General features: G+C 58.6%; 18 protein-coding genes and 3 tRNA genes. 12 read left to right on the top strand and 9 right to left on the bottom strand.

The genetic code is table 11. The annotated features are described in order from the left end of the window. Window positions 1-81: 81 nt before the first annotated feature. On the top strand, window positions 82-351 hold the full coding sequence (locus ACR0L1_RS03790; protein WP_480857229.1) for an usg protein: 270 nt from the start codon (window positions 82-84) through the stop codon (window positions 349-351). Here ACR0L1_RS03790 and ACR0L1_RS03785 read toward each other — a convergent pair. Continuing rightward, window positions 348-1,874 (bottom strand): caspase family protein, encoded by a 1,527-nt coding sequence (locus tag ACR0L1_RS03785; protein ID WP_480857227.1) that lies wholly within the window; start codon window positions 1,872-1,874, stop codon window positions 348-350. The two genes, ACR0L1_RS03790 and ACR0L1_RS03785, sit on opposite strands and share 4 nt — an antisense overlap. A 171-nt stretch (window positions 1,875-2,045) precedes the next feature. Between ACR0L1_RS03785 and ACR0L1_RS03780 the strand changes: the two genes are divergently transcribed. Further along, entirely contained in the window at window positions 2,046-2,690 is a 645-nt protein-coding gene (locus ACR0L1_RS03780; protein ID WP_480502452.1) for a lipid-binding SYLF domain-containing protein, read from the top strand. Here the strand turns inward: ACR0L1_RS03780 and ACR0L1_RS03775 are convergent, their stop codons facing one another. After that, window positions 2,691-3,644 (bottom strand): radical SAM protein, encoded by a 954-nt coding sequence (locus ACR0L1_RS03775; RefSeq protein WP_480857225.1) that lies wholly within the window; start codon window positions 3,642-3,644, stop codon window positions 2,691-2,693. A 163-nt stretch (window positions 3,645-3,807) separates the two neighbouring features. Here ACR0L1_RS03775 and zwf point away from each other — a divergent pair, with 163 nt between their 5' ends. The 4 genes from zwf to ACR0L1_RS03755 all read left to right on the top strand — a co-directional run bounded on the left by zwf (window position 3,808) and on the right by ACR0L1_RS03755 (window position 9,304). Continuing rightward, complete coding sequence (gene zwf / locus ACR0L1_RS03770) at window positions 3,808-5,256, top strand: glucose-6-phosphate dehydrogenase (protein ID WP_480857223.1); 1,449 nt, start codon at window positions 3,808-3,810, stop codon at window positions 5,254-5,256. Continuing rightward, window positions 5,253-5,924 (top strand): 6-phosphogluconolactonase, encoded by a 672-nt coding sequence (pgl, locus tag ACR0L1_RS03765; protein WP_480502449.1) that lies wholly within the window; start codon window positions 5,253-5,255, stop codon window positions 5,922-5,924. The genes zwf and pgl overlap by 4 nt, the downstream gene beginning before the upstream one ends. 4 nt (window positions 5,925-5,928) lie before the next feature. Next, on the top strand, window positions 5,929-7,536 hold the full coding sequence (pgi, locus tag ACR0L1_RS03760) for a glucose-6-phosphate isomerase (protein ID WP_480857221.1): 1,608 nt from the start codon (window positions 5,929-5,931) through the stop codon (window positions 7,534-7,536). 148 nt (window positions 7,537-7,684) lie between these two features. Beyond that, the gene (locus tag ACR0L1_RS03755) at window positions 7,685-9,304 is read left to right on the top strand and encodes a long-chain-fatty-acid--CoA ligase (RefSeq protein WP_480857219.1); all 1,620 of its coding nucleotides are present in this window, start codon (window positions 7,685-7,687) and stop codon (window positions 9,302-9,304) included. A 19-nt stretch (window positions 9,305-9,323) separates the two neighbouring features. On the opposite strand, the gene ACR0L1_RS03750 is transcribed toward ACR0L1_RS03755, so the two are convergent. The 3 genes from ACR0L1_RS03750 to ACR0L1_RS03740 all read right to left on the bottom strand — a co-directional run bounded on the left by ACR0L1_RS03750 (window position 9,324) and on the right by ACR0L1_RS03740 (window position 10,593). Continuing rightward, window positions 9,324-9,398: transfer RNA gene (locus ACR0L1_RS03750), tRNA-Asn, on the bottom strand. 130 nt (window positions 9,399-9,528) lie between these two features. Next, window positions 9,529-9,603: transfer RNA gene (locus tag ACR0L1_RS03745), tRNA-Asn, on the bottom strand. Window positions 9,604-9,678: 75 nt separating this feature from the next. Then, the gene (locus ACR0L1_RS03740) at window positions 9,679-10,593 is read right to left on the bottom strand and encodes an MBL fold metallo-hydrolase (RefSeq protein ID WP_480857217.1); all 915 of its coding nucleotides are present in this window, start codon (window positions 10,591-10,593) and stop codon (window positions 9,679-9,681) included. A gap of 44 nt (window positions 10,594-10,637) precedes the next feature. Here ACR0L1_RS03740 and ACR0L1_RS03735 point away from each other — a divergent pair, with 44 nt between their 5' ends. Then, the gene (locus ACR0L1_RS03735; protein ID WP_480857215.1) at window positions 10,638-11,957 is read left to right on the top strand and encodes an ATP-binding protein; all 1,320 of its coding nucleotides are present in this window, start codon (window positions 10,638-10,640) and stop codon (window positions 11,955-11,957) included. A 454-nt stretch (window positions 11,958-12,411) separates the two neighbouring features. On the opposite strand, the gene ACR0L1_RS03730 is transcribed toward ACR0L1_RS03735, so the two are convergent. Continuing rightward, window positions 12,412-12,488 (bottom strand) — tRNA-Ile (locus ACR0L1_RS03730). Window positions 12,489-12,595: 107 nt separating this feature from the next. Between ACR0L1_RS03730 and purM the strand changes: the two genes are divergently transcribed. The 3 genes from purM (at window position 12,596) to rnd (ending at window position 15,512) form a co-directional block, all read left to right on the top strand. Beyond that, window positions 12,596-13,642 carry a phosphoribosylformylglycinamidine cyclo-ligase gene (purM, locus tag ACR0L1_RS03725; protein WP_170788654.1) on the top strand — a complete coding sequence of 349 codons (1,047 nt, stop codon included), beginning with the start codon at window positions 12,596-12,598 and terminating at the stop codon, window positions 13,640-13,642. Continuing rightward, on the top strand, window positions 13,639-14,235 hold the full coding sequence (gene purN, locus ACR0L1_RS03720) for a phosphoribosylglycinamide formyltransferase (protein ID WP_170788653.1): 597 nt from the start codon (window positions 13,639-13,641) through the stop codon (window positions 14,233-14,235). Before purM ends, purN begins: the two co-directional genes overlap by 4 nt. A 119-nt stretch (window positions 14,236-14,354) precedes the next feature. Beyond that, entirely contained in the window at window positions 14,355-15,512 is a 1,158-nt protein-coding gene (gene rnd, locus ACR0L1_RS03715; RefSeq protein ID WP_480857212.1) for a ribonuclease D, read from the top strand. A gap of 5 nt (window positions 15,513-15,517) precedes the next feature. Here rnd and ACR0L1_RS03710 read toward each other — a convergent pair whose 3' ends face one another. Continuing rightward, complete coding sequence (locus ACR0L1_RS03710) at window positions 15,518-16,048, bottom strand: hypothetical protein (RefSeq protein ID WP_480857210.1); 531 nt, start codon at window positions 16,046-16,048, stop codon at window positions 15,518-15,520. Window positions 16,049-16,186: 138 nt separating this feature from the next. On the opposite strand from ACR0L1_RS03710, the gene ACR0L1_RS03705 reads away from it, so the two are divergent. Beyond that, window positions 16,187-16,597, top strand: coding sequence for a SufE family protein (locus ACR0L1_RS03705; RefSeq protein ID WP_170788651.1), 411 nt, complete (start codon window positions 16,187-16,189; stop codon window positions 16,595-16,597). A gap of 6 nt (window positions 16,598-16,603) precedes the next feature. Here ACR0L1_RS03705 and ACR0L1_RS03700 read toward each other — a convergent pair whose 3' ends face one another. Both ACR0L1_RS03700 and ACR0L1_RS03695 read right to left on the bottom strand, forming a co-directional pair. Continuing rightward, window positions 16,604-17,263 carry a DUF1638 domain-containing protein gene (locus ACR0L1_RS03700; RefSeq protein WP_480857208.1) on the bottom strand — a complete coding sequence of 220 codons (660 nt, stop codon included), beginning with the start codon at window positions 17,261-17,263 and terminating at the stop codon, window positions 16,604-16,606. 81 nt (window positions 17,264-17,344) lie between these two features. After that, complete coding sequence (locus ACR0L1_RS03695; protein WP_170774239.1) at window positions 17,345-18,043, bottom strand: corrinoid protein; 699 nt, start codon at window positions 18,041-18,043, stop codon at window positions 17,345-17,347. A 302-nt stretch (window positions 18,044-18,345) separates the two neighbouring features. Here ACR0L1_RS03695 and ACR0L1_RS03690 point away from each other — a divergent pair, with 302 nt between their 5' ends. Then, window positions 18,346-19,410: a PA0069 family radical SAM protein gene (locus tag ACR0L1_RS03690; RefSeq protein WP_480857205.1), complete on the top strand. Its 1,065-nt coding sequence runs from the start codon at window positions 18,346-18,348 to the stop codon at window positions 19,408-19,410. The last annotated feature ends 143 nt before the right edge of the window (window positions 19,411-19,553 follow it).

Here is a 19,553-nt window from a genome sequence, read left to right as displayed (position 1 = left end):
GCTGGGTAACATATTGTTATCAGCCTGTTAGGGCGTTTGCGTGCTACCCTGAAGAGACCTTGCAAGAAATTGGGGGTCTATATGACGCAAAGCGAAACCAAATTGATGCTGAAAGGGTACGGGCTGACGACGGCGGAATTCTTCTACCATATGCCCGACTATATCCACGTCCTAAACACGTTCATCTGGCAGGATTACGATCTTGCCCCGGACCATCCGAAACTGTTCGATTTCATCGAATTCTGGCAGCGTGAGATTGAAGGTCCACTGCATTCGGTGCGCTACACGCACCGCAAGATGATCGCGCCCGGTGAATGGCGCAACATGGTGGGTGAGTTTCGGGTAAACTAGCCGACCCGCCAAGCATAGACCGAGCAGCCGGTCGATCCCGATCCGGTAAAGCTGTTGCCATCCTCGGACAGGCGGCCGCGCCATGTCACGGTGATGCCGGGGAAATAATCCGTTCCGTTAAGCTCTTGCTCGTTCAGGTAGACGACCGTGTTGGCTTTTTGCCCCAACGAATCCGTCAGGCTGCCCGTGAATTTGTTGCTACCCGCTCTGGTGTACCTAACTGAACCGGTCACTTTGACGACTAGCGCGCAGGTTGCTTTGAAGCTCCAACTTCCGCTTAGGGACACGGCCGAAGATGCTGTGGTGCGGGGGGCTGTAGGTGCAGGTGCTGCGACGCAGATAGTGCCGCTTTTGCCTTCCAGTTCGTCCAGCGCGTGCCGCGTGCCCAGATCGTCCGCACCCAGATTGGATTTGCTGGCGCGTCGGTAATCCGCAAAGGCGCGTTTGGTACGGGGACCTGCGACTCCATCGGCCCCGCCCGCATTGCATCCCAGCGCGTTCAAGGCCGCTTGAGTCGCCTGCATCACCTGCTTTGAATCCTGAATGACAGCGGGTGCAGGGGTCTCGGGGTCCTGCAATCCGGCACGCAATTGCAACGCGATTTCATAGGTATAGTCAGTGGACTGGTCCGCGTATGTCTCAAGAAACGTGTCCAGCGCCGAAACCGTACCGACGGACCGGGCTAATTCCAGATCGGCGCGCATCTTTTCAATCGGCGGCGTGACCGTATCGACGGAAGGCGCGGCGACAGCGGCCGGGGTGAAATAGAACTCGCCCAACAGCTCATCATAGTAAGCTGGGACTTGATTGTGCTGCACGGTGCGAGACAGATCTCGGACTTCGCGCCTGAGATCGGCCACCATACTGCGCAGCTCTAGCCCCGGTTGCGCCAGGCGAGGCAGCAAGGCGCGGGTGAAGACCGAGTTTGGTTCGGCCTCGTTATCATGCAGCCGGTCCAGCGCCATCTGGCCCGCCCCGGCCGAGAATATCACGAACATGCCTTGCGGCGCGTCGATGCGACCCAAACCGCGGGTGCCGCCGATACTGCGTCCGGCAGTGGTGTCAAACGGGTTGTCTCGGCAGGCGTCGATAATGGCGATTGATGTCCGCGCCCCGGTGCTACGCACGCGGTTCAGCAGATTCGACAGGGCGATGGATTCGGATTTGACGAAATCGGTCTCACCAGCAAAGGGGGTTTCGATATCCGTGGGTAGAAGATAGTTCTCGCCGTCAATTTCAACTCCATGCCCGGCGAAGAAAACAAAAGCCGTATCCCCTGCCTCAAGCTGCGCGGTGAATTCCGAGATTCGCTGGTTCATGCCGCGCCGGTCCAGGTTCAACCCCTCGAACGTCTCGAACCCCAATGCCCGAAGCTGCCGCGACACCGCTTCGGCATCGGCAACGGCTTTTTGCAGGACAGGGACCGACTCGTATTGATTGTTGCCGATGACCAGCGCCAACCGGTCCTGCGCCCACGCAGGCACGGCAAGAAACACCAAATAGATCACCCACATCCATCTCATTTTGGCAGCCTTTTTGTAAAACACCTGAAACCTAACCTATCGAGAGGCGACCATTTTTTCAGTGATTTCGGTTACAGTTGAAAAAGACTGTGAATTTGTGAATGCAATGCCGTGGATTTTGGGTCTGTCTTGTCTATGATCGCACAAGTTTGGTGTATCTTCGGGGGCAACATGAAAAAGACTGTTTTCTGCATTTCTATCACTGCGCTGCTCTGTGGCCCCGCCGTCGCGGATGGTTTTTTGGACAACATCAAGAAAGGGGCGCAGAAGGTTGGTGAAAGTGTTGAAAATACCGTGAATTCGACAGCCGATCTTGTCAAAAACGAAGCCACCCCTGAAGAAACGCGTGCGAAGCTGAATGTAATGGCGGATGAAGTGCTGACACAGCTTTTGGCGCAGAACCCCGAGGCGGACGCGCTTTATCAGGTCAGTGCGGGATATGCCGCATTCGATTCCCGAAAGGTGACTGTTTTTCCCGTTTCTGCGGGTTACGGGCGTGGTGTCGCGGTTTCGAAGGAGACAGACCAACATGTTTATATGAACATGGGGACCGGAGGGGTCGGTGCCGCGCTTGGGATTGGCGGATTTGAATCAAAATATGTGATTTTGTTCGAAACTCAGGCCGATTTGGAAAAATTCATCACACAAGGATACGAGGCCACTGCCGAAGCAGGAACCATGCAAGGTGATGAGCGCACTGACGAGGCGATCAGATTTACCGACGGGCGATCGTTTTTCATGCTTGATAAAAAGGGCTGGCGCGTCTCGGCTGGTGCAACCGGGACCAAATACTGGAAATCGCCGGAACTGAACTGATCAGCCAGAACAGCTTGCGCCACCCAATACGCAAAACTTGGCGCAATGAGGGTGGTTAAGATGCACGTCCGCCTCGGCCTCGGCCAGGGTTGAGCCCATTTCGAACTCGGGCTCATAGGCCAGTAGGGTACAGGCCAGAACGGCGGGTTTTTCTGCGCCTTTGCGCTTGATCACCATCCGAGCATTCGAACACATCACTGCGTCAGGTGACTTGTCCAGAATGCCCCAGCAGGCCGTCGTGATCTCGGGCACTTCGACGGATTCGTCCATTTCCGGGAACAGCACTGTCTGTGCCGGGTTCTGTGCGTCGATGTCAAAGCCGTGCTGGTCGAAAAATGCAGCATATCCGGCGCGGCTGTCAGTATCGCTGTCGCCCCAAACCGTCCGACCGGCAACCGCCATGCGAAACCCGTTGTCGCGCAGCCATTCCATGCCGGTCACGGTCTTCTCGAAACTGCCCTTGCCGCGTTCTTCATCATGCAGGTCGGGGCGGTAGTGATCGACCGAAATGCGTAGGGTCAGCTTGTCGCCATACGTGCGTTGCAGCCCTAGCAATCCTTCGCGCATCTTGCGGCGCATCATCGGTGCCATCGCGTTGGTCAGGATCAGAACCTCAAACCCGCGCTCAAGCGCAGCACGGGTCATTTCGATCATCTCGGGGTTCATGAAGGGTTCACCACCCGTAAACCCGATCTCGCGCACCGGCCAGTTGCGTTCTTCTATCTGGTCTAGATAATCGCGCACCTCATCGGCGGTGATATAGACCAGCGCATCATTGGAAGGGCTGCTGAGGATATAGCAGTTTTGACACTCGATATTGCATAGCGTGCCGGTGTTGAACCACAGCGTTTCGGGGTTCTTCAACGCCACCGACGCGCGGGTTTGTCCATTGGCTGTCACCAATTTGTCCTGAAACTTGCCGATATTGGCAGCGCTTGCGACGTTGTCTTTCATTCCGGTATCCGGTTCTTTGAAGTCATTGCACTGACTTAGACGGTTGGGGCGGGTTCGTTAAGTGCGACACGGACGTCCTGACAGAATTTTGAAGATGAGGGTTTCTGAACAAATGGTTGCGCTAACATTGGACATGCGTCAGCGGTCAAGGTAAGGAAAACACATGGTTTCTCGCGTCATCCCTGTTGATCCCTTTGATCTGGTCATTTTTGGCGGAACCGGTGATCTGGCCCAGCGCAAGATCCTGCCGGCGCTGTTCCGCAGATTTTGCGCCGGGCAATGGGTGGACGGTGCCCAAATCATAGGCGCTGCGCGCACGGGATATGACAGCGACGGGTTCCGCGATTTGGTGCGCGAATCGCTCAAGACTCACGCGGCGAAGCAATGTCAGGACGTCTCGGCGCTCGAGTCGTTTTTGCGGCGGCTGGACTATGTGGCGCTGGATGGGGTCTCGGATGAAGGGTGGGGGCATCTGGCCCGCCGGCTAAAGCCCGGTCGAGTGCGGGCCTTTTACTTTTCGGTGGGGCCGCGCCTGTTTGGTCCGCTGGCCGAACGGATCGAGGCGCACGGGTTGATCACACCCCTGACGCGGATCGTGGTCGAAAAACCTTTTGGCCATGACCTAGACAGCGCGCAGGCTTTGAACGCTACTCTGGCCGCGCATTTCTCCGAGAACCAGATTTACCGGATTGACCATTATCTGGGCAAGGAGACGGTCCAGAACCTTATGGCCGTTCGTTTCGGGAATATGCTGTTCGAACCGCTCTGGAACAGCCAATACGTCGATCACATCCAGATCACGGTGGCCGAATCCGTTGGGATTGATGGGCGGGAAGAGTATTATGACCGCGCAGGCGCCATGCGTGACATGATGCAGAACCACCTGATGCAGCTTTTGTGCCTGATCGCAATGGAGCCTCCAGCGAAGTTCGACCCAGACGCGGTGCGGGACGAAAAGCTGAAGGTCATCCGCGCTCTGGACCCGGTCGAGCCGCATCACATTGTGCGCGGCCAGTTCGAGGGTGAGGGCTCGGGCTATCGCCAGGTCGTGGGCAATGAACGCTCGACCACGGAAAGCTATGTGGCGTTGAAGGCGCATGTTAGCAATTGGCGGTGGGCGGGCACACCGTTCTATCTGCGCACGGGGAAGCGGCTGGTGGCGCGCTCCTCGGTGATCAACGTGATGTTCAAGGACGCGCCGCACTCGATATTCGGTGCTGATGCGGGGCGTCACGCGAATGTGCTGTCGATCCGGTTGCAGCCGAATGAGGGCATCACGCTGAAAGTGACAATCAAGGAGCCGGGCCCGGGCGGTATGCGTCTGGTCGATGTGCCATTAGATATGAGCTTTGCCGAGGCGCTGGGGCCGGAAAATCAGGACCCGCCCGATGCCTATGAGCGACTGGTTATGGACGTGATCCGGGGTAACCAGACCTTGTTTATGCGTGGAGATGAAGTCGAGGCCGCATGGGCCTGGACCGATCCCATCATCGCCGGATGGCAGGCACGTGGTGATGTGCCGAAACCTTATGATAGTGGCAGCACAGGACCGGGCGACGCCGAGCTGCTGATGAAACGGGACGGTCGCCGCTGGCAAGGAATAAACCCATGAATATACAGGAATACCCCGACAGGGACATGCTGGCCATCGACGTTGCCAATGCGTTGGCCGGAGATCTTGAGGCCGCCTTGCTGCACCACGATATGGTCTCACTTGCGGTGCCCGGCGGCACCACGCCCGGGCCGGTCTTTGACGGGCTATGTGCCGCCGATCTCGATTGGGACCGTGTGCGCGTCCTGCCCACCGATGAACGCTGTGTGCCCGGTGACAGCGACCGTTCAAACGAACGACTTATCCGCGAACGTTTGCTGACCAACCGCGCCTCGGTCGCGCAATACGTGCCGCTGTTCGTGGAAGGAAAAGACCCAGAGGCAGTGCTGCCCGAGATCGAAAGCCTGATCACGCCAGTTCTGCCCCTGTCCGTATTGGTGCTGGGCATGGGTGAGGATATGCACACGGCGTCTTTGTTTCCGGGGATGGAGGGGTTGGCGGCTGCCTTGGACAGCCACGCGCCGCCCTTGACCATCGCCCGTACCGAAACGCAGCCTGAGGCGCGTATCTCGCTGACGGCCCCAGTGCTGGACGGTGCCTTGTCCAAGCATCTGGTCATTTTCGGCTCTGCTAAGCGCGAGGCGTTGAACAAAGCCATGGCGCTACCGCCGGAAGAGGCTCCGATTGCCGCTGTGTTGTCCGGCATGATGGTCCATTGGGCGGAGTGATGCAATGAAACTGGCCGACCTCAAGACCCTTTCGGGCAGCACAAAAACCATTCTGGATCTGTTCGAACAGAACCCGAACCGGGCGCAGGAGTTCTCGGCCTCGACCGGGGATATGCTGTTTGACTATTCCAAGACCCAGATTGACGGCGATATCCGCGCGGCGCTGATCAAGCTCTGCGATGACGCCGGTCTGGCGGATCGGCGCGAGGCGATGTTCTCAGGCGCCAAGATCAACGAAACCGAAGGGCGCGCGGTGTTGCACACGGCGCTGCGCAACCTTGATGGCGGACCGGCCGAGGTCGACGGGCTGGACGTCATGCCTGATGTTCTGGACACGCTTCACCGGATGCGAATCTTCGCCGAAGAGGTGCGCGGCGGCACTTACACCGGGGCAGGGGGCGGCTTTACCGACGTTGTGAATATTGGCATTGGCGGGTCCGATCTGGGGCCCGTAATGGCGACGCACGCCCTGTCGCCCTATCATGACGGCCCCCGGCTGCACTATGTGTCCAATGTGGACGGGGCGCATATCGCGGATACTCTGCGCCAGTTGGACCCGACGCGAACGTTGGTGATCGTCGCCTCGAAGACCTTCACCACGATCGAGACGATGACCAATGCCCGCACTGCACGGGCGTGGATGTCCGAAGGTGGCGGCGATCCGGCCCGTCAATTCGCAGCCGTTTCCAGCGCTTTGGACAAGACACAGGCCTTTGGCATCCCGGCAGAGCGTGTGTTCGGGTTCGCCGATTGGGTCGGGGGGCGGTATTCGGTCTGGGGACCGGTGGGCCTGCCTGTGATGATCGCCGTGGGATCGAATGCCTTTGATGCATTCCTGCGCGGTGGCCAGTCCATGGACGTCCATTTCCGCGCCGCGGAGTGGGCCGACAATGTGCCGGTGATGCTGGCGCTGGTCGGTATCTGGCATCGGCAGGTTTTGGGCCATGCCAGCCGCGCGGTTCTGCCCTATGACCAGCGATTGCTGCGCCTGCCTGCATATTTTCAACAGCTTGAGATGGAATCGAACGGTAAATCCGTCGCGATGGACGGCACAGCGTTAGAGTTTGCGTCCGGCCCCGTGGTCTGGGGCGAGCCCGGCACCAATGGCCAGCACGCATTTTACCAGTTGATCCATCAGGGCACTGATGTGATCCCCTGCGAATTCATGGTCGCCGCCGAAGGGCACGAACCCGAGCTGGCCCATCATCATCGTTTGCTATTGGCAAATTGTCTGGCTCAGTCGGAGGCGCTGATGCGCGGCCGGTCCCTGGACGAAGCCCGCGACCGCATGGCCGCCAAAGGTCTGGAAGGGGCCGAACTGGACCGTCAGGCCCGGCATCGCGTCTTTCCGGGCAATCGCCCGTCCACCACGCTGATTTACCCGCAGCTTACTCCGTTTGTTCTGGGCCAGATCATTGCGCTGTATGAACATCGCGTCTTTGTGGAGGGCGTCTTGCTGGGCATCAACTCGTTCGATCAATGGGGGGTCGAGCTGGGGAAAGAGCTTGCGACCTCACTGGGTCCGATCGTGGATGGCGAAGAGGACACCGCAGGCAAAGACGGGTCGACCGCCGCGTTGGTGGCCTATGCGTTGCGTCAGCGGGGTGAGTAAAATCGGCTTGCCGTAGCGGCAGGCTGCATTCTTTTATTGTCAGACAATTAAATGATTGGCAGGATTTGTCCTGACCGTCCCGACGCTAACGTCGGGCCAGAACAAGGGGCCGCCGAACAGAAGCGGCCACCACCAAGGGAGGATGTCCATGCTGGGACAAATGATGACGCAGCCGTTGCTGATCTCGTCGCTGATCAAGCACGCTGATTGCTACCATGGTCAGACCGAGATTGTTTCCGTCGAAACGGACGGAACGGTGACGGAAACCAACTGGTCCGAAGTGTCGACCAATGCACGGAAACTGGCCTCTGCGCTGACGGCATTGGGGCTTGAACCCCAAGCACGGATCGGGACGCTGGCCTGGAACAACCGGCGCCATCTTGAGATCTACTATGGCACCTCAGGCGCCGGGTTCGTGTGCCACACGATCAACCCCCGTCTGTTCCCTGAGCAGCTGACCTATATCATCAACCACGCGCAGGACCGGGTGCTGTTCTTTGATGCAACGTTCATCCCTCTGGTCGCCGCGCTGCATTCTCACCTGACCGAAGTGCAGCATTTCGTGCTGATGGGCCCGCGCAACGAGGATGCGATCGCGCAAGTGCCGGGTGTTCAGTTCTATGATGAGTTGATCGAGACCGGGGATTCTGGATTCGAATGGCCCAGCTTTGACGAAAATACCGCGTCCAGCCTGTGTTATACCTCGGGCACGACCGGGAACCCTAAGGGTGTTCTGTATTCTCATCGTTCGACAGTGCTGCATAGCTTTGGCTCGAACACGCGCGATGTTATCGGGTTTTCGGCTATGGATGTCGTGTTGCCGGTGGTGCCGATGTTCCATGTGAACGCCTGGGGTTCGCCCTATGCCTGCGCGATGTCCGGGTCGCGCATGGTTTTGCCGGGGCCAGACTTGCACGGCGAAGCTCTGGTCAAGCTGATCGACACATATGGAGTGACGCTCGCCATGGGTGTGCCGACGATTTGGCAGGGGCTGCTGGCTTACGCGCAGGAATCGGGCAGCAAACTGGAAACTCTGGAACGCACGGTCATTGGCGGGGCCGCGTGCCCACCGTCGATGATCGAGACCTTCCGCGAGGTCTACGGCGTGGACACCATCCACGCCTGGGGCATGAGCGAAATGAGCCCACTTGGTACTGCCAACCATCCGCTGTCGAAACATGCGAAACTGCCGATCGAAGCGCAGCACAAACTGCGCGAAAGCCAGGGTCGCCCTTGTTATGGTGTCGAGTTGAAGATCGTGGACGATGACGGCAATGAGTTGCCGCGCGATGGCGAAACGCAGGGCGATCTGATGGTGCGCGGGCCGTGGGTGTTGGACAGCTATTTCCAGATGCAGGATCAGGATCTGTTGCAGGATGGCTGGTTTGCCACGGGCGATGTGGCGACGCTGGATGCGGATGGTTATATGACGATCCGGGACCGGTCCAAAGACATCATCAAATCGGGCGGTGAATGGATCAGCTCGGTCGAGCTGGAAAACATCGCCGTTGCCCATCCCAAGCTGGCAACGGCTGCCGTCATCGGGGTACCGCATCCGAAATGGGACGAACGCCCCCTATTGGTGGCGGTGAAAGCCGACGGCGCAGAGCCGAGCGAGGAAGAACTGCTGGCCTTTTTCGACGGCAAGATCGCCAAATGGCAAGTGCCGGATAAGGTTGTCTTTGTTGATGCTTTGCCACTGAACGCAACGGGCAAGGTTCTGAAACGCAACCTGCGCGTAGATTTCGAAGACGCCCTGACGGGTTGAGGTCTGCGCTTGGGAAGAATGGCTCCGGCGGTAGGGATCGAACCTACGACCAATTGATTAACAGTCAACTGCTCTACCGCTGAGCTACGCCGGAACGGTTCGCGCCGTATAGCAATCACAATCTCTGTCGTCCAGAGGGGATGGTGAAGTTTTTTCGACGAAAAAACTTGGCCCGCGTGAAGGCAAATGTTTCGCGCCAAATCTGTGTGTTTTGAAGGAGGATTTGGCTCCGGCGGTAGGGATCGAACCTACGACCAATTGATTAACAGTCAACTGCTCTACCGCTGAGCTACGCCGGAACTGAGGGCCGTATAACAACACCGAAATTTGCCGTCCAGAGGGGATCGGCATCAAATGACGAAAAAGTTTACGCCTTATGGTAATCGGGTGAACTCGGCCTCGACGGACAGCACACCTTTGGGCGAAGCCATTGATCTGACGGTTAAATCGACCAGATGAGCAAATACGTTGCGCGTCGCGGCCGGAAGCAGTGCGGCGGGGGTTTCGGTGTAGATCCTCTCTGCCAGCTGGCGGGCTGTGCCGGGACGATCCTCTAATGCGGACAGAATCTGGGCCTCACGCGCTGTGCGGTGTCGGATCAGCCAGTCCAACCGGGCGGCAGGGTCGGTGATCGGCGCGCCGTGCCCGGCGTGAAACACCGACCAGTCGCCGGCGCGCAGACGGTGACAGGCTTGCATGAAATCCGTCAGGTCGCCATCCGGTGGCGAAACCAGGGAACTCGCCCACCCCATGACGTGATCTGCGGTGAAACAGGTCTGCCCCCAACCCAGCGCAATATGATTGCCAAGGTGGCCTGGTGTGTGAATGACCTCTAGCTGCCAGTCATCGCCCGTGATGACCTGCCCATCGGTTAGTTCGATATCAGGGCGGAAGGCCGTGTCGATGCCCTCTCCGCCGCCGGTCAGCCCTTTTTGGGCGAGCTCTTGCATCACAGCGCTGCGCCCGGCCTCGGGGCCGCCAAAGGCCAGAACCGGCGCGCCGGTCCGCAGGGCCAGAGGGGCGGCAAGCGGGGAGTGATCCAGATGCGTATGCGTGACGATGATATGGCTGATGCGCTGGCTGGGGGTCAGGGCGGACAGAATCGCCTCGAGATGCACATCGCTGAGGGGGCCTGGGTCGATAACGGCACAGTCCCGCGTGCCCAGCAGATAGGTGTTCGTGCCTCGATAGGTCATAGGCGACGGATTCGGGGCCAGAATGCACCTGAGGCCGGGCTGCAATTCGAAAGCCTGACCGGCGGGTGGATTGAAATCGTCGGGGGCTTGCATTCTGTGCTCTTTCTCTTGTCCGATCAGCCCGTTAGGTTTAGCGCATGTCGAGTGCCTGGCTCAAATCCTATATGCCGCGCAGCCTGTACGCGCGGGCGGCCATCATCCTGGTGTTGCCGGTTGTTGTTTTGTTGCTGGTGGTCGGTATCGCCTTTCTGCAAAAACACCTTGAGGATGTGACGGCACAGATGACCACCTCCTCGGCGCGCGAAGTCACGCTGATTCTGGAAACGATGGAGGGGGCTGAGACGCAGTTGCAGGCGCTTGCCGCCATACGGCAGGACCTTGTTGCCCTGGATATGAAAGCGCGGTTTCTGGGTATTGATAAACGTCCTGCGGTCGGAATGCGGCGCTGGTATGATTTTATCGCGCCGCAAGTTGCAGCGGAATTACACGCCAAGCTGCCACAACTGACGGCAGTGGCTTTACCCAGCGGTGACGAGGCGCGCCTGTATCTTCAAACCGATCTGGGCCCGTTCGAACTGGTGCTAGATCGCCGCCGCCTGTCCCCGGCCGCACCACATCAGTTGATCGTGACGATGGTATTTTTCGCAGTCGTCATGACGACGATCTCGTTTCTATACATGCGCAACCAACTTCGGCCCATCACCCGCCTGGCGGATGCGGCCCAGGCATTTGGGCGCGGGCGGGTGGTACCGTATTCGCCAGGTGGCGCGATTGAGGTACGCGCCGCGGGGAGCGCGTTTTTGGACATGCGCGCCCGGATCGAGCGGCAAATCGAACAGCGCACCCTGATGTTGTCCGGTGTAAGCCACGATCTGCGTACACCTCTGACCCGGCTCAAGCTGGGATTGTCGATGCTGCCCGAAGATGAAGCCGCACCTCTGCAAAAGGATGTAGACGAGATGCAGTTGCTGCTGGATGCGTTCCTCGAATTCTCGCGCGGAGCAGCCGAGGGTGCTCCGGAACAGGTTGATCCGCGCCATTTGCTGCAAGTGATTGTTGATGACGCACAGCGCGCGGGTTACGACGCGCGTTTGGTTGCAACCGATGGGGAAGGGCAGGCCATGCTGCGTCCGACCGCGATCCGGCGGGCAGTCGAAAACCTGATTGGCAATGCTGTGCGCTATGGCAACAAGGCCGAATTGAGCCTCTCGTTGACCGCCAAAACTTTACGAATCCGGGTCGAGGATGATGGCCCCGGCATTGCGCCTGAAGACCGGGCAGAGGCGGTCAAGCCATTCTCGCGCCTTGATCCGGCACGCAACCAGAACAAGGGCAGTGGTGTGGGTCTGGGGCTGGCGATCGTCGCTGATATCGCGCGCGCGCATGGCGGAGTTTTACGGTTGGGCAAAAGCGACAAGCTGGGCGGGCTGAGCGCCGATATCATCATCGCACGTTAGAGGTTTCAGCAGTATTTTAGGCAACGGATTCGGGGTGTGTGGTCTGGGTTTGTTGTTTCAACAATCAAGCCATTTTGTTTGCTTTCAACAACAAAGTAGCCAAAACCTATTGAATTGTGTATATATTAACTCAAAATGAATGTGCTGTAGTACATTCCGCTAGGGATGGTGAGTTTTTCAGCGTATTAAAGTTCAGTTAATATTCGAGGTTGTGGGTGTCGGGTATCGCTTTTCAAAGCGAGGTGGTTGCAGTGAACTGGATTATTGTTATCGGAATTGGTGCCGCGTTTGGCGCTGTTGCTATGGGGTGGTTTGAACCCTGCGACTCGTTTTACGAAGTCTGCCAATATGTCAACAATCGCGCACGGAACTGAATTTCCGGTTCCGGTAGGATCTAATAGTCAAAGCAAAGCACGAGGCGCCGCTCAGCTTCGTATCCAGTTATGGCAGATTTTGGTAGGCCCGGCAGGACTTGAACCCGCAACCAAAGCGTTATGAGCGCTCTGCTCTAACCAATTGAGCTACAGGCCCGCCTGAGCGCTTTGAGTATCACGGTGAACGCCCGCGTCAAGCCTGACCGTTGCAACATCTTCCACAATCGACTAACCCGCGCGGGAACCATTCATGAGGGGTTGGCCATGACAGCGGGCAAGAACGGAATCACCTATGCGGACGCGGGTGTTGATATTGATGCAGGCAACGCTCTGGTTGACCGGATCAAGCCTGCGGCCAAGCGGACCAACCGTTCCGGTGTGATGAGCGGGTTGGGCGGATTTGGTGCTCTGTTCGATCTCAAGGACGCAGGCTACACCGACCCGATTCTAGTCGGCGCGACCGATGGCGTGGGCACTAAGCTGCGCATCGCCATTGATACCGGCGTGGTTGACGGTGTGGGCATTGATCTGGTGGCCATGTGCGTCAACGACCTGATTTGTCAGGGCGCTGAACCGCTGTTTTTCCTCGACTATTTCGCCACTGGCAAGCTGGACACCGACACGGCCGCTCGGATCATTGAAGGCATTGCTGAAGGTTGCGTGCAGTCTGGCTGCGCCCTGATCGGTGGTGAGACGGCAGAAATGCCCGGCATGTACCCTGATGGCGATTTCGATCTGGCAGGGTTCTCGGTCGGCGCGATGGAGCGTGGCGCGCATCTGCCCGCAGGTGTGCAGCAGGGGGATGTGCTGCTGGGGCTGGCCTCGAACGGGGTGCATTCCAACGGCTACTCTCTGGTGCGCAAACTGGTCGAGATTTCTGGGCTGGGATGGGACGCCGAGTCGCCGTTTAGCGACGGTACGCTGGGCGAGGCACTGCTGACGCCCACGCGTCTTTATGTCAAACAGGCGCTGCAAGCGATCCGGGCAGGGGGCGTTCACGCGCTGGCCCATATTACCGGCGGAGGCCTGACCGAAAACCTGCCGCGTGTCCTGCCCGAGGGTTTGGGCGCTCAGATCGACTTGAACGCTTGGGATTTGCCGCCCGTCTTCCGTTGGATGGCCGAGACCGGCGGGATTGCCGAAGCCGAGATGCTCAAAACCTTCAACTGTGGCATTGGCATGATTGTCGTCTGCGACGAAGACCGTGCCGATGATCTTGCGACGCTGCTGGTCGAAGCTGGCGAAACCGTCTCGCGCATCGGCTCTGTCACTGACGCGCCCGGCGTGGCCTACACTGGCAAGCTGTTGTGAGCCATAAGCGCGTCGCCATCCTGATTTCGGGCGGGGGGTCCAACATGGTGTCGCTGGTTGATTCCATGGCCGGAGATCATCCCGCGCGACCCTGCCTGGTTCTGGCCAACGATCCGGAAGCGGGCGGTTTGAAAAAAGCTGCCGAACGGGGCATTCCCACTGCGGCGATAGATCACCGTCCGTTCAAAGGCGACCGCGCTGCGTTCGAGGCGGAGCTGCTGAAACCGCTCGAGGCCGCAGGGCCCGATATTGTCTGTTTGGCGGGATTCATGCGTGTTCTGACCGGTGAATTCGTATCGCGGTTTCAGGGCCGGATGCTGAACATCCACCCTTCACTGTTGCCGAAATACAAGGGTCTGAACACCCATGCCCGCGCGATCGAGGCAGGCGATGCCGAACACGGATGCTCAGTGCATGAGGTGACGGCGGCACTGGATGACGGCCCGATCCTGGGTCAGGCCCGTGTGCAGATTGACGCTAACGATACGCCCGAAGCTTTGGCCGCGCGTGTGCTGGTTTGCGAACACAAGCTCTATCCCGCTGTGCTTCGACGTTACGCTGGTGGTGATCGGACACCAGTGTTGCTGCCATGATCTGTGCAGGGTGATTTACACGCCCGTGTTATTCGGCCTATGGTCTGCACAAGCGCTCGGATCGGTATGAAAGCGACGGGCAGTCACCAAGAAGAACAAGAGCAAGAACACCACCGCGCATGAAGACCCTGACAACGACGCAAGAGCTGGCCGATTTCTGCGAGGCCGCCGCAAGCCATGACTATGTGACAATAGACACCGAATTCCTGCGCGAGCGCACGTATTATTCGAAACTCTGTCTGGTTCAACTTGCCGTCCCATCCTCGGGTGAAGACAGCGCGGTGCTGGTCGACCCTCTGGCCGATGGTCTGTCGCTGGAACCACTATATGACCTGTTCAGAAACGAGGATGTGGTCAAGGTCTTTCACGCCGCCCGTCAGGATCTTGAGATTTTCTGGGTCGAAGCAAGCGTCTTTCCGACGCCGTTGTTTGACACGCAGGTTGCCGCGATGGTCTGCGGGTTCGGTGAGCAGGTCGGGTATGAAACCTTGGTGCGCAAGATCTGTAAGCAGGGGCTGGACAAAACCTCGCGCTTTACCGACTGGTCGCGCCGTCCGCTGTCTGATGCGCAAAAGACCTATGCGTTGGCTGATGTGACTCACCTGCGGCAAATCTACGAATATCTTGCCAAAGAGCTTAATAAGACCCAGCGCAGCCATTGGGTGGCCGAGGAACTGCGCACGCTAACCCATTCGGATACCTATGACATTCGACCGGAAGACGCGTGGAAGCGGGTCAAGACTCGCACGAACTCGGCCAAGTTTCTGGCAGTCGTCCGGGAACTGGCGCATTTCCGCGAGGCCTATGCGCAGCAAAACAATGTTCCGCGCAGCCGGGTGTTCAAGGATGACGCGCTGATCGAGCTGGCCTCGACCAAGCCCAAGTCGCCTTCTGATCTGGGCGGATCGCGCCTGCTGCTGCGCGAAGCGCGCAAGGGCGCGATTGCCGAAGGTATTCTGGCGGCTGTCAAAAAGGGTGTGAACTGCCCCCCCGAACAGATGCCGCGCGTGGATAACAGCCGCGACAAACTTAAGGTTAATCCAGCCCTCGCCGATCTGCTGCGCGTGTTGCTAAAATCCAAAACTGAAAGCTCGGGCGTGGCGGCCAAGCTGATCGCAACCAGCTCAGAACTGGATCAGATAGCCTCGGGCGAGCGGGATTTGCCAGCGATGTCGGGTTGGCGTTTCGAAGTGTTCGGTGAAGATGCCCTGAAGCTGTGCGAGGGTAAGATTGCCCTGGCTGCACAAGGCCAGACCGTCAAAGTCGTAGCTTTGTAAGAGGCTTATCGACGCCGCGATTCCAGCGCGTTTTGCTGACCTATGACCCGCACCAGCCGGATATTAGCCAGATCATCCTGTGTCACGTTGGTGGCGTCCGTCACTTTGCGCGAACGATCTGTCCCCTGATTGGTCGCATAGCTTGGGTAGCTGACGCGGAACGTGTACTCCAAAACGCCGTTCCTCGCGTTTTCTTCGCTCTCAACAGGGACAAGCTGGGCTCCAAACGCGCCTTGCCGCGCGGCCGTGCCGGATACGAAGATGATCGCGCCGCCGGGTGTGGGATCAATGCGCAACTGGTCAATGCGCGCGATGGGTACGCTGTTGTCCTCGGGTTCCGGACGTCCAAACAGCCTTACGCGCTCGCGCTGTTGGGGCACCAGCGCATTTGGGTCGTAGGCCGCTGTTTCGGTCGGTGCAGGCGTCGATGTGCTGGACCCAAACCAGTTGCTTGGATTCGCGCGCGAGTCGCGCCACCCGCTGCAAGCCGACAAGGTAAGTGTAGCGACCAGAAGAACAGACAGTGTTTTTTGCATGGATCCAAAGCTCTGAGCGGTATTTCCCGCACTGGCCTAACGCAAATTCCTTGCTTTGAAAACCCAAACCGGGTCTGGACAGGCCGGGGTCGGCGGCATAGGTCACGAATGTGAATGCAATGAAAGGACCGTCGCACTATGGCAACGCCTGCCTTTGAAGAAATCGTCGAGGATTTCGAGTTTCTGGAGGACTGGGAAGACCGGTACCGCCATGTGATTGAGCAGGGCAAGGCAATGGAGCCGCTGGAAGATGCCCTGAAAGTGCCTGCCACAAAGGTGCATGGCTGCGCCAGCCAAGTCTGGCTGCACCCAGTGATCGAAGGTGGCGTTTTTCACTTCGATGGGGATAGCGATGCGCTGATCGTGCGGGGCCTGATTGCGGTGTTGCGGTCTTTGTACAACGGTCTGCCCGTCGCTGATGTGCCCAAAGTAGACGCAGGCGGAGAGCTGGCGCGACTGGGCTTGAACGATCACCTGTCAGCTCAACGGTCCAACGGTTTGCGTGCTATGATCGAGCGCATCCGCGAGGTGGCGCAGGAAAACGCCTGACGGGCCTCAGCCGCGCTTGGCCCAATCCGCCAGTGTCGTCTCCAGATCTCCATAGCCGGTAAAGCGCCGCTCGAACGTCAGCCCCATGCGGTCGGCGCAGTCCTTGGCGCGCGCGGTCAGGGCTGGGTCGTCGGTCTGGGCCTGATAGACCAGCTTGGTGTAATTGCCGAAATACATATCCCGCAGCTCGGGGTGGCGATCCAGACCCAGCGGTTTCCAGACAAAGGCATCGAATTGCCGGGCCAGGAAATCGGTCAGGTAAAAGGCGGTCGTTTCATCCTCGCCCCGTGCATCAAAGATATCATTGCCTTCGAAAAAAGAATAGCAATGCGGGCCTTTGATCATTTCGACGCCTAACTCGGCGCAGGCTTTCTGCAGCAGACCACCGGTGCCGCAATCGGCATAGACCACATAGACCGCGTCATATTGATCGCGGTGCTTGGCCACCGCTTCTTGCACGGCCTGTGTGATCCGTTCGGGGTGGACGTGTAGGATGGCGGGCAGGCAGGTCAGAGCCATGTGATCCCAGCCGTTGCGCTTCTTGAGGTCCAGAATCTCGCGGGCCAGTGCGCCGCAAGCCAGCAACAGGATACGCCCTTGTTCCGAGTGGCTTTGAAAGCCATCCGTGGTCAGGCTGCTGTCATCGGGAACCCGTTCCTGTGTCATGTCACCCCCATGGGCCTTGGGTGTTGAACAAAAAAAGCCGCCCGGTTGCCGGACGGCCTTGAATTCGGAGTGTAGGTCCGATCAACCCGCCAGCTGGTTATGCTTGCGCGAGACGAAGTCCTTTGCCATTTCCACGGCGACGGCTGCGTCACGGCAATAGCCGTCGGCGCCGATCGCTTTGCCGAACTCTTCGTTGAGGGGCGCGCCGCCGACCAGAACGATGTATTCTTCGCGCAGGCCTTGCTCGACCATCGTGTCGATCACAACCTTCATGTAGGGCATGGTCGTGGTCAGCAGGGCCGACATGCCCAGAATATCGGGCTTTTCGGTTTCCAGCGCTTCCAGATAGTTCTCGACCGGGTTGTTGATGCCGATATCGACCACCTCGAAGCCGGCGCCTTCCATCATCATCGACACCAGGTTCTTGCCGATGTCGTGGATGTCGCCCTTCACGGTTCCGATCACCATTTTGCCGACGCGGGGTGCGCCGGTTTCGGCCAGTAGCGGCTTAAGGATGGCCATGCCGCCCTTCATCGCGTTTGCGGCCAGCAGAACTTCGGGAACAAACAGGATGCCGTCGCGGAAGTCGTGGCCCACGATGGTCATACCGCCAACCAGCGCCTTGGTCAGGATGTCGTAAGGGGTCCATCCGCGTTCCAGCAGGATGTTCACACCTTCTTCAATCTCTTCTTTCAGACCGTCGTACAGGTCGTCGAACATCTGTTCGACAAGTTCGTCGTCGTTCAGTTCGGACAGGACGATGTCTTCTTCATCGGACATGGGGCGTTTCCCTAGGGCTGTGCGGGCATAGCGCCCGTTGGTGGCATTTTTTCCGTTTTGGCCAAAACGTCGCATCCAGACTGTTACGATTGCGACCTTGGCGGTTCCGAGACCGACCTATACGGCAAAATCTCAATCAACTCGACGTCATTTCCCGCAAGATCATCCTGAATTGGTTTCAGGTTTCAGTCAAATCGAGGGGTGGTGCAAAGGTTTGAAAACTCTTGCGGGATGGTAACCAGGCCTTGCGATTCCGGCGGTTCGAGCCTAATTTGAGAGTGAGAACAAAAGGGAAACAAAATATGTCGCGACCGCATGTCCGAGCCCGCGGTGTCGCAACCAACGCAGCAGGCCGGTTCGAACAATTCGAGACCGAGACCTGCACGGATGGGTGGGAGCTTGAGGAAGATCTGCTGCCCCTGCGCACCGAGGTGCGAACAGAATTCGCGCGCAGTCTGATCACCTATAACCGGTCGCCCGATCTGCCGTTTGACCGCTCGATCAACCCGTATCGGGGGTGTGAGCATGGCTGCGTCTACTGCTTTGCCCGCCCGTCTCATGCCTATCTCGGGCTGTCTCCGGGGTTGGATTTTGAAACCCGCCTGATCGCGCGGCCTAATGCGGCTGCTGTCTTGCGTAAAGAGCTTTCATCGCCGCGTTACAAGGTGGCAACCATTGCGCTGGGGACAAATACGGACCCGTATCAACCGATTGAGCGGGATTTGAGGATCACGCGGGAATGTCTGTCCGTATTGCGGGACTTCCGGCATCCTATTGGGATCGTTACCAAAGGGGCCCTGATCGAACGCGATCTGGATATCCTGGCAGAGATGGCGCAGGACGGGTTGGTGCGGGTCGGAATTTCGCTGACCACTCTGGACGCCGATCTGTCCCGCCGGATGGAGCCACGCGCGCCGTCACCGAACCGCCGTCTGGCGGCCATTCGCCGGTTGACCGGGGCAGGGGTGCCAGTGCGGGTCATGACCTCACCCCTGGTTCCGGGCCTGACCGACCATGAATTGGAGGCGCTACTGGAGGCTGGCCGGGACGCAGGTGCGGATGCGGCAAGCTGGATCATGCTGCGTCTTCCGCGGGAGGTGTCCACCTTGTGGCAAGAGTGGTTGCACGACCACGAACCCGCACGCGCGGAAAAGGTCATGTCCAAACTGCGCGAGATGCATGGCGGTCGGGACTATGACCCGCGCTGGGGCCACCGGATGCGCGGTGAGGGCGAGTATGCCGCGCTGATAGCAAAGCGGTTTGCTTTGGCTGTCAAACGGCTTGGGCTTGCGACGCGCAGGCCGCCTCTGCGAAGCGATCTGTTTGCCAGACCAGCGCAACCGGGGGATCAGCTCGCTCTGTTTTGAACCCAAAAGGTCGTGGTTTTTCTGCGGCTAAACATTGGCTTTTAGGCGTCTGTTTTTACGGGAATATTAAGTTTTGGCCATGCGATGAAACACATCTGGATATCTCGTGGCTGCCCCTATATCTCCCGAAGCTGAGGTTACTA

This window comes from Ruegeria sp. J8 (assembly GCF_056531925.1).
Note: the sequence above shows the minus strand (reverse complement) of the source record. Positions and strands in the feature narration are given on the sequence as shown.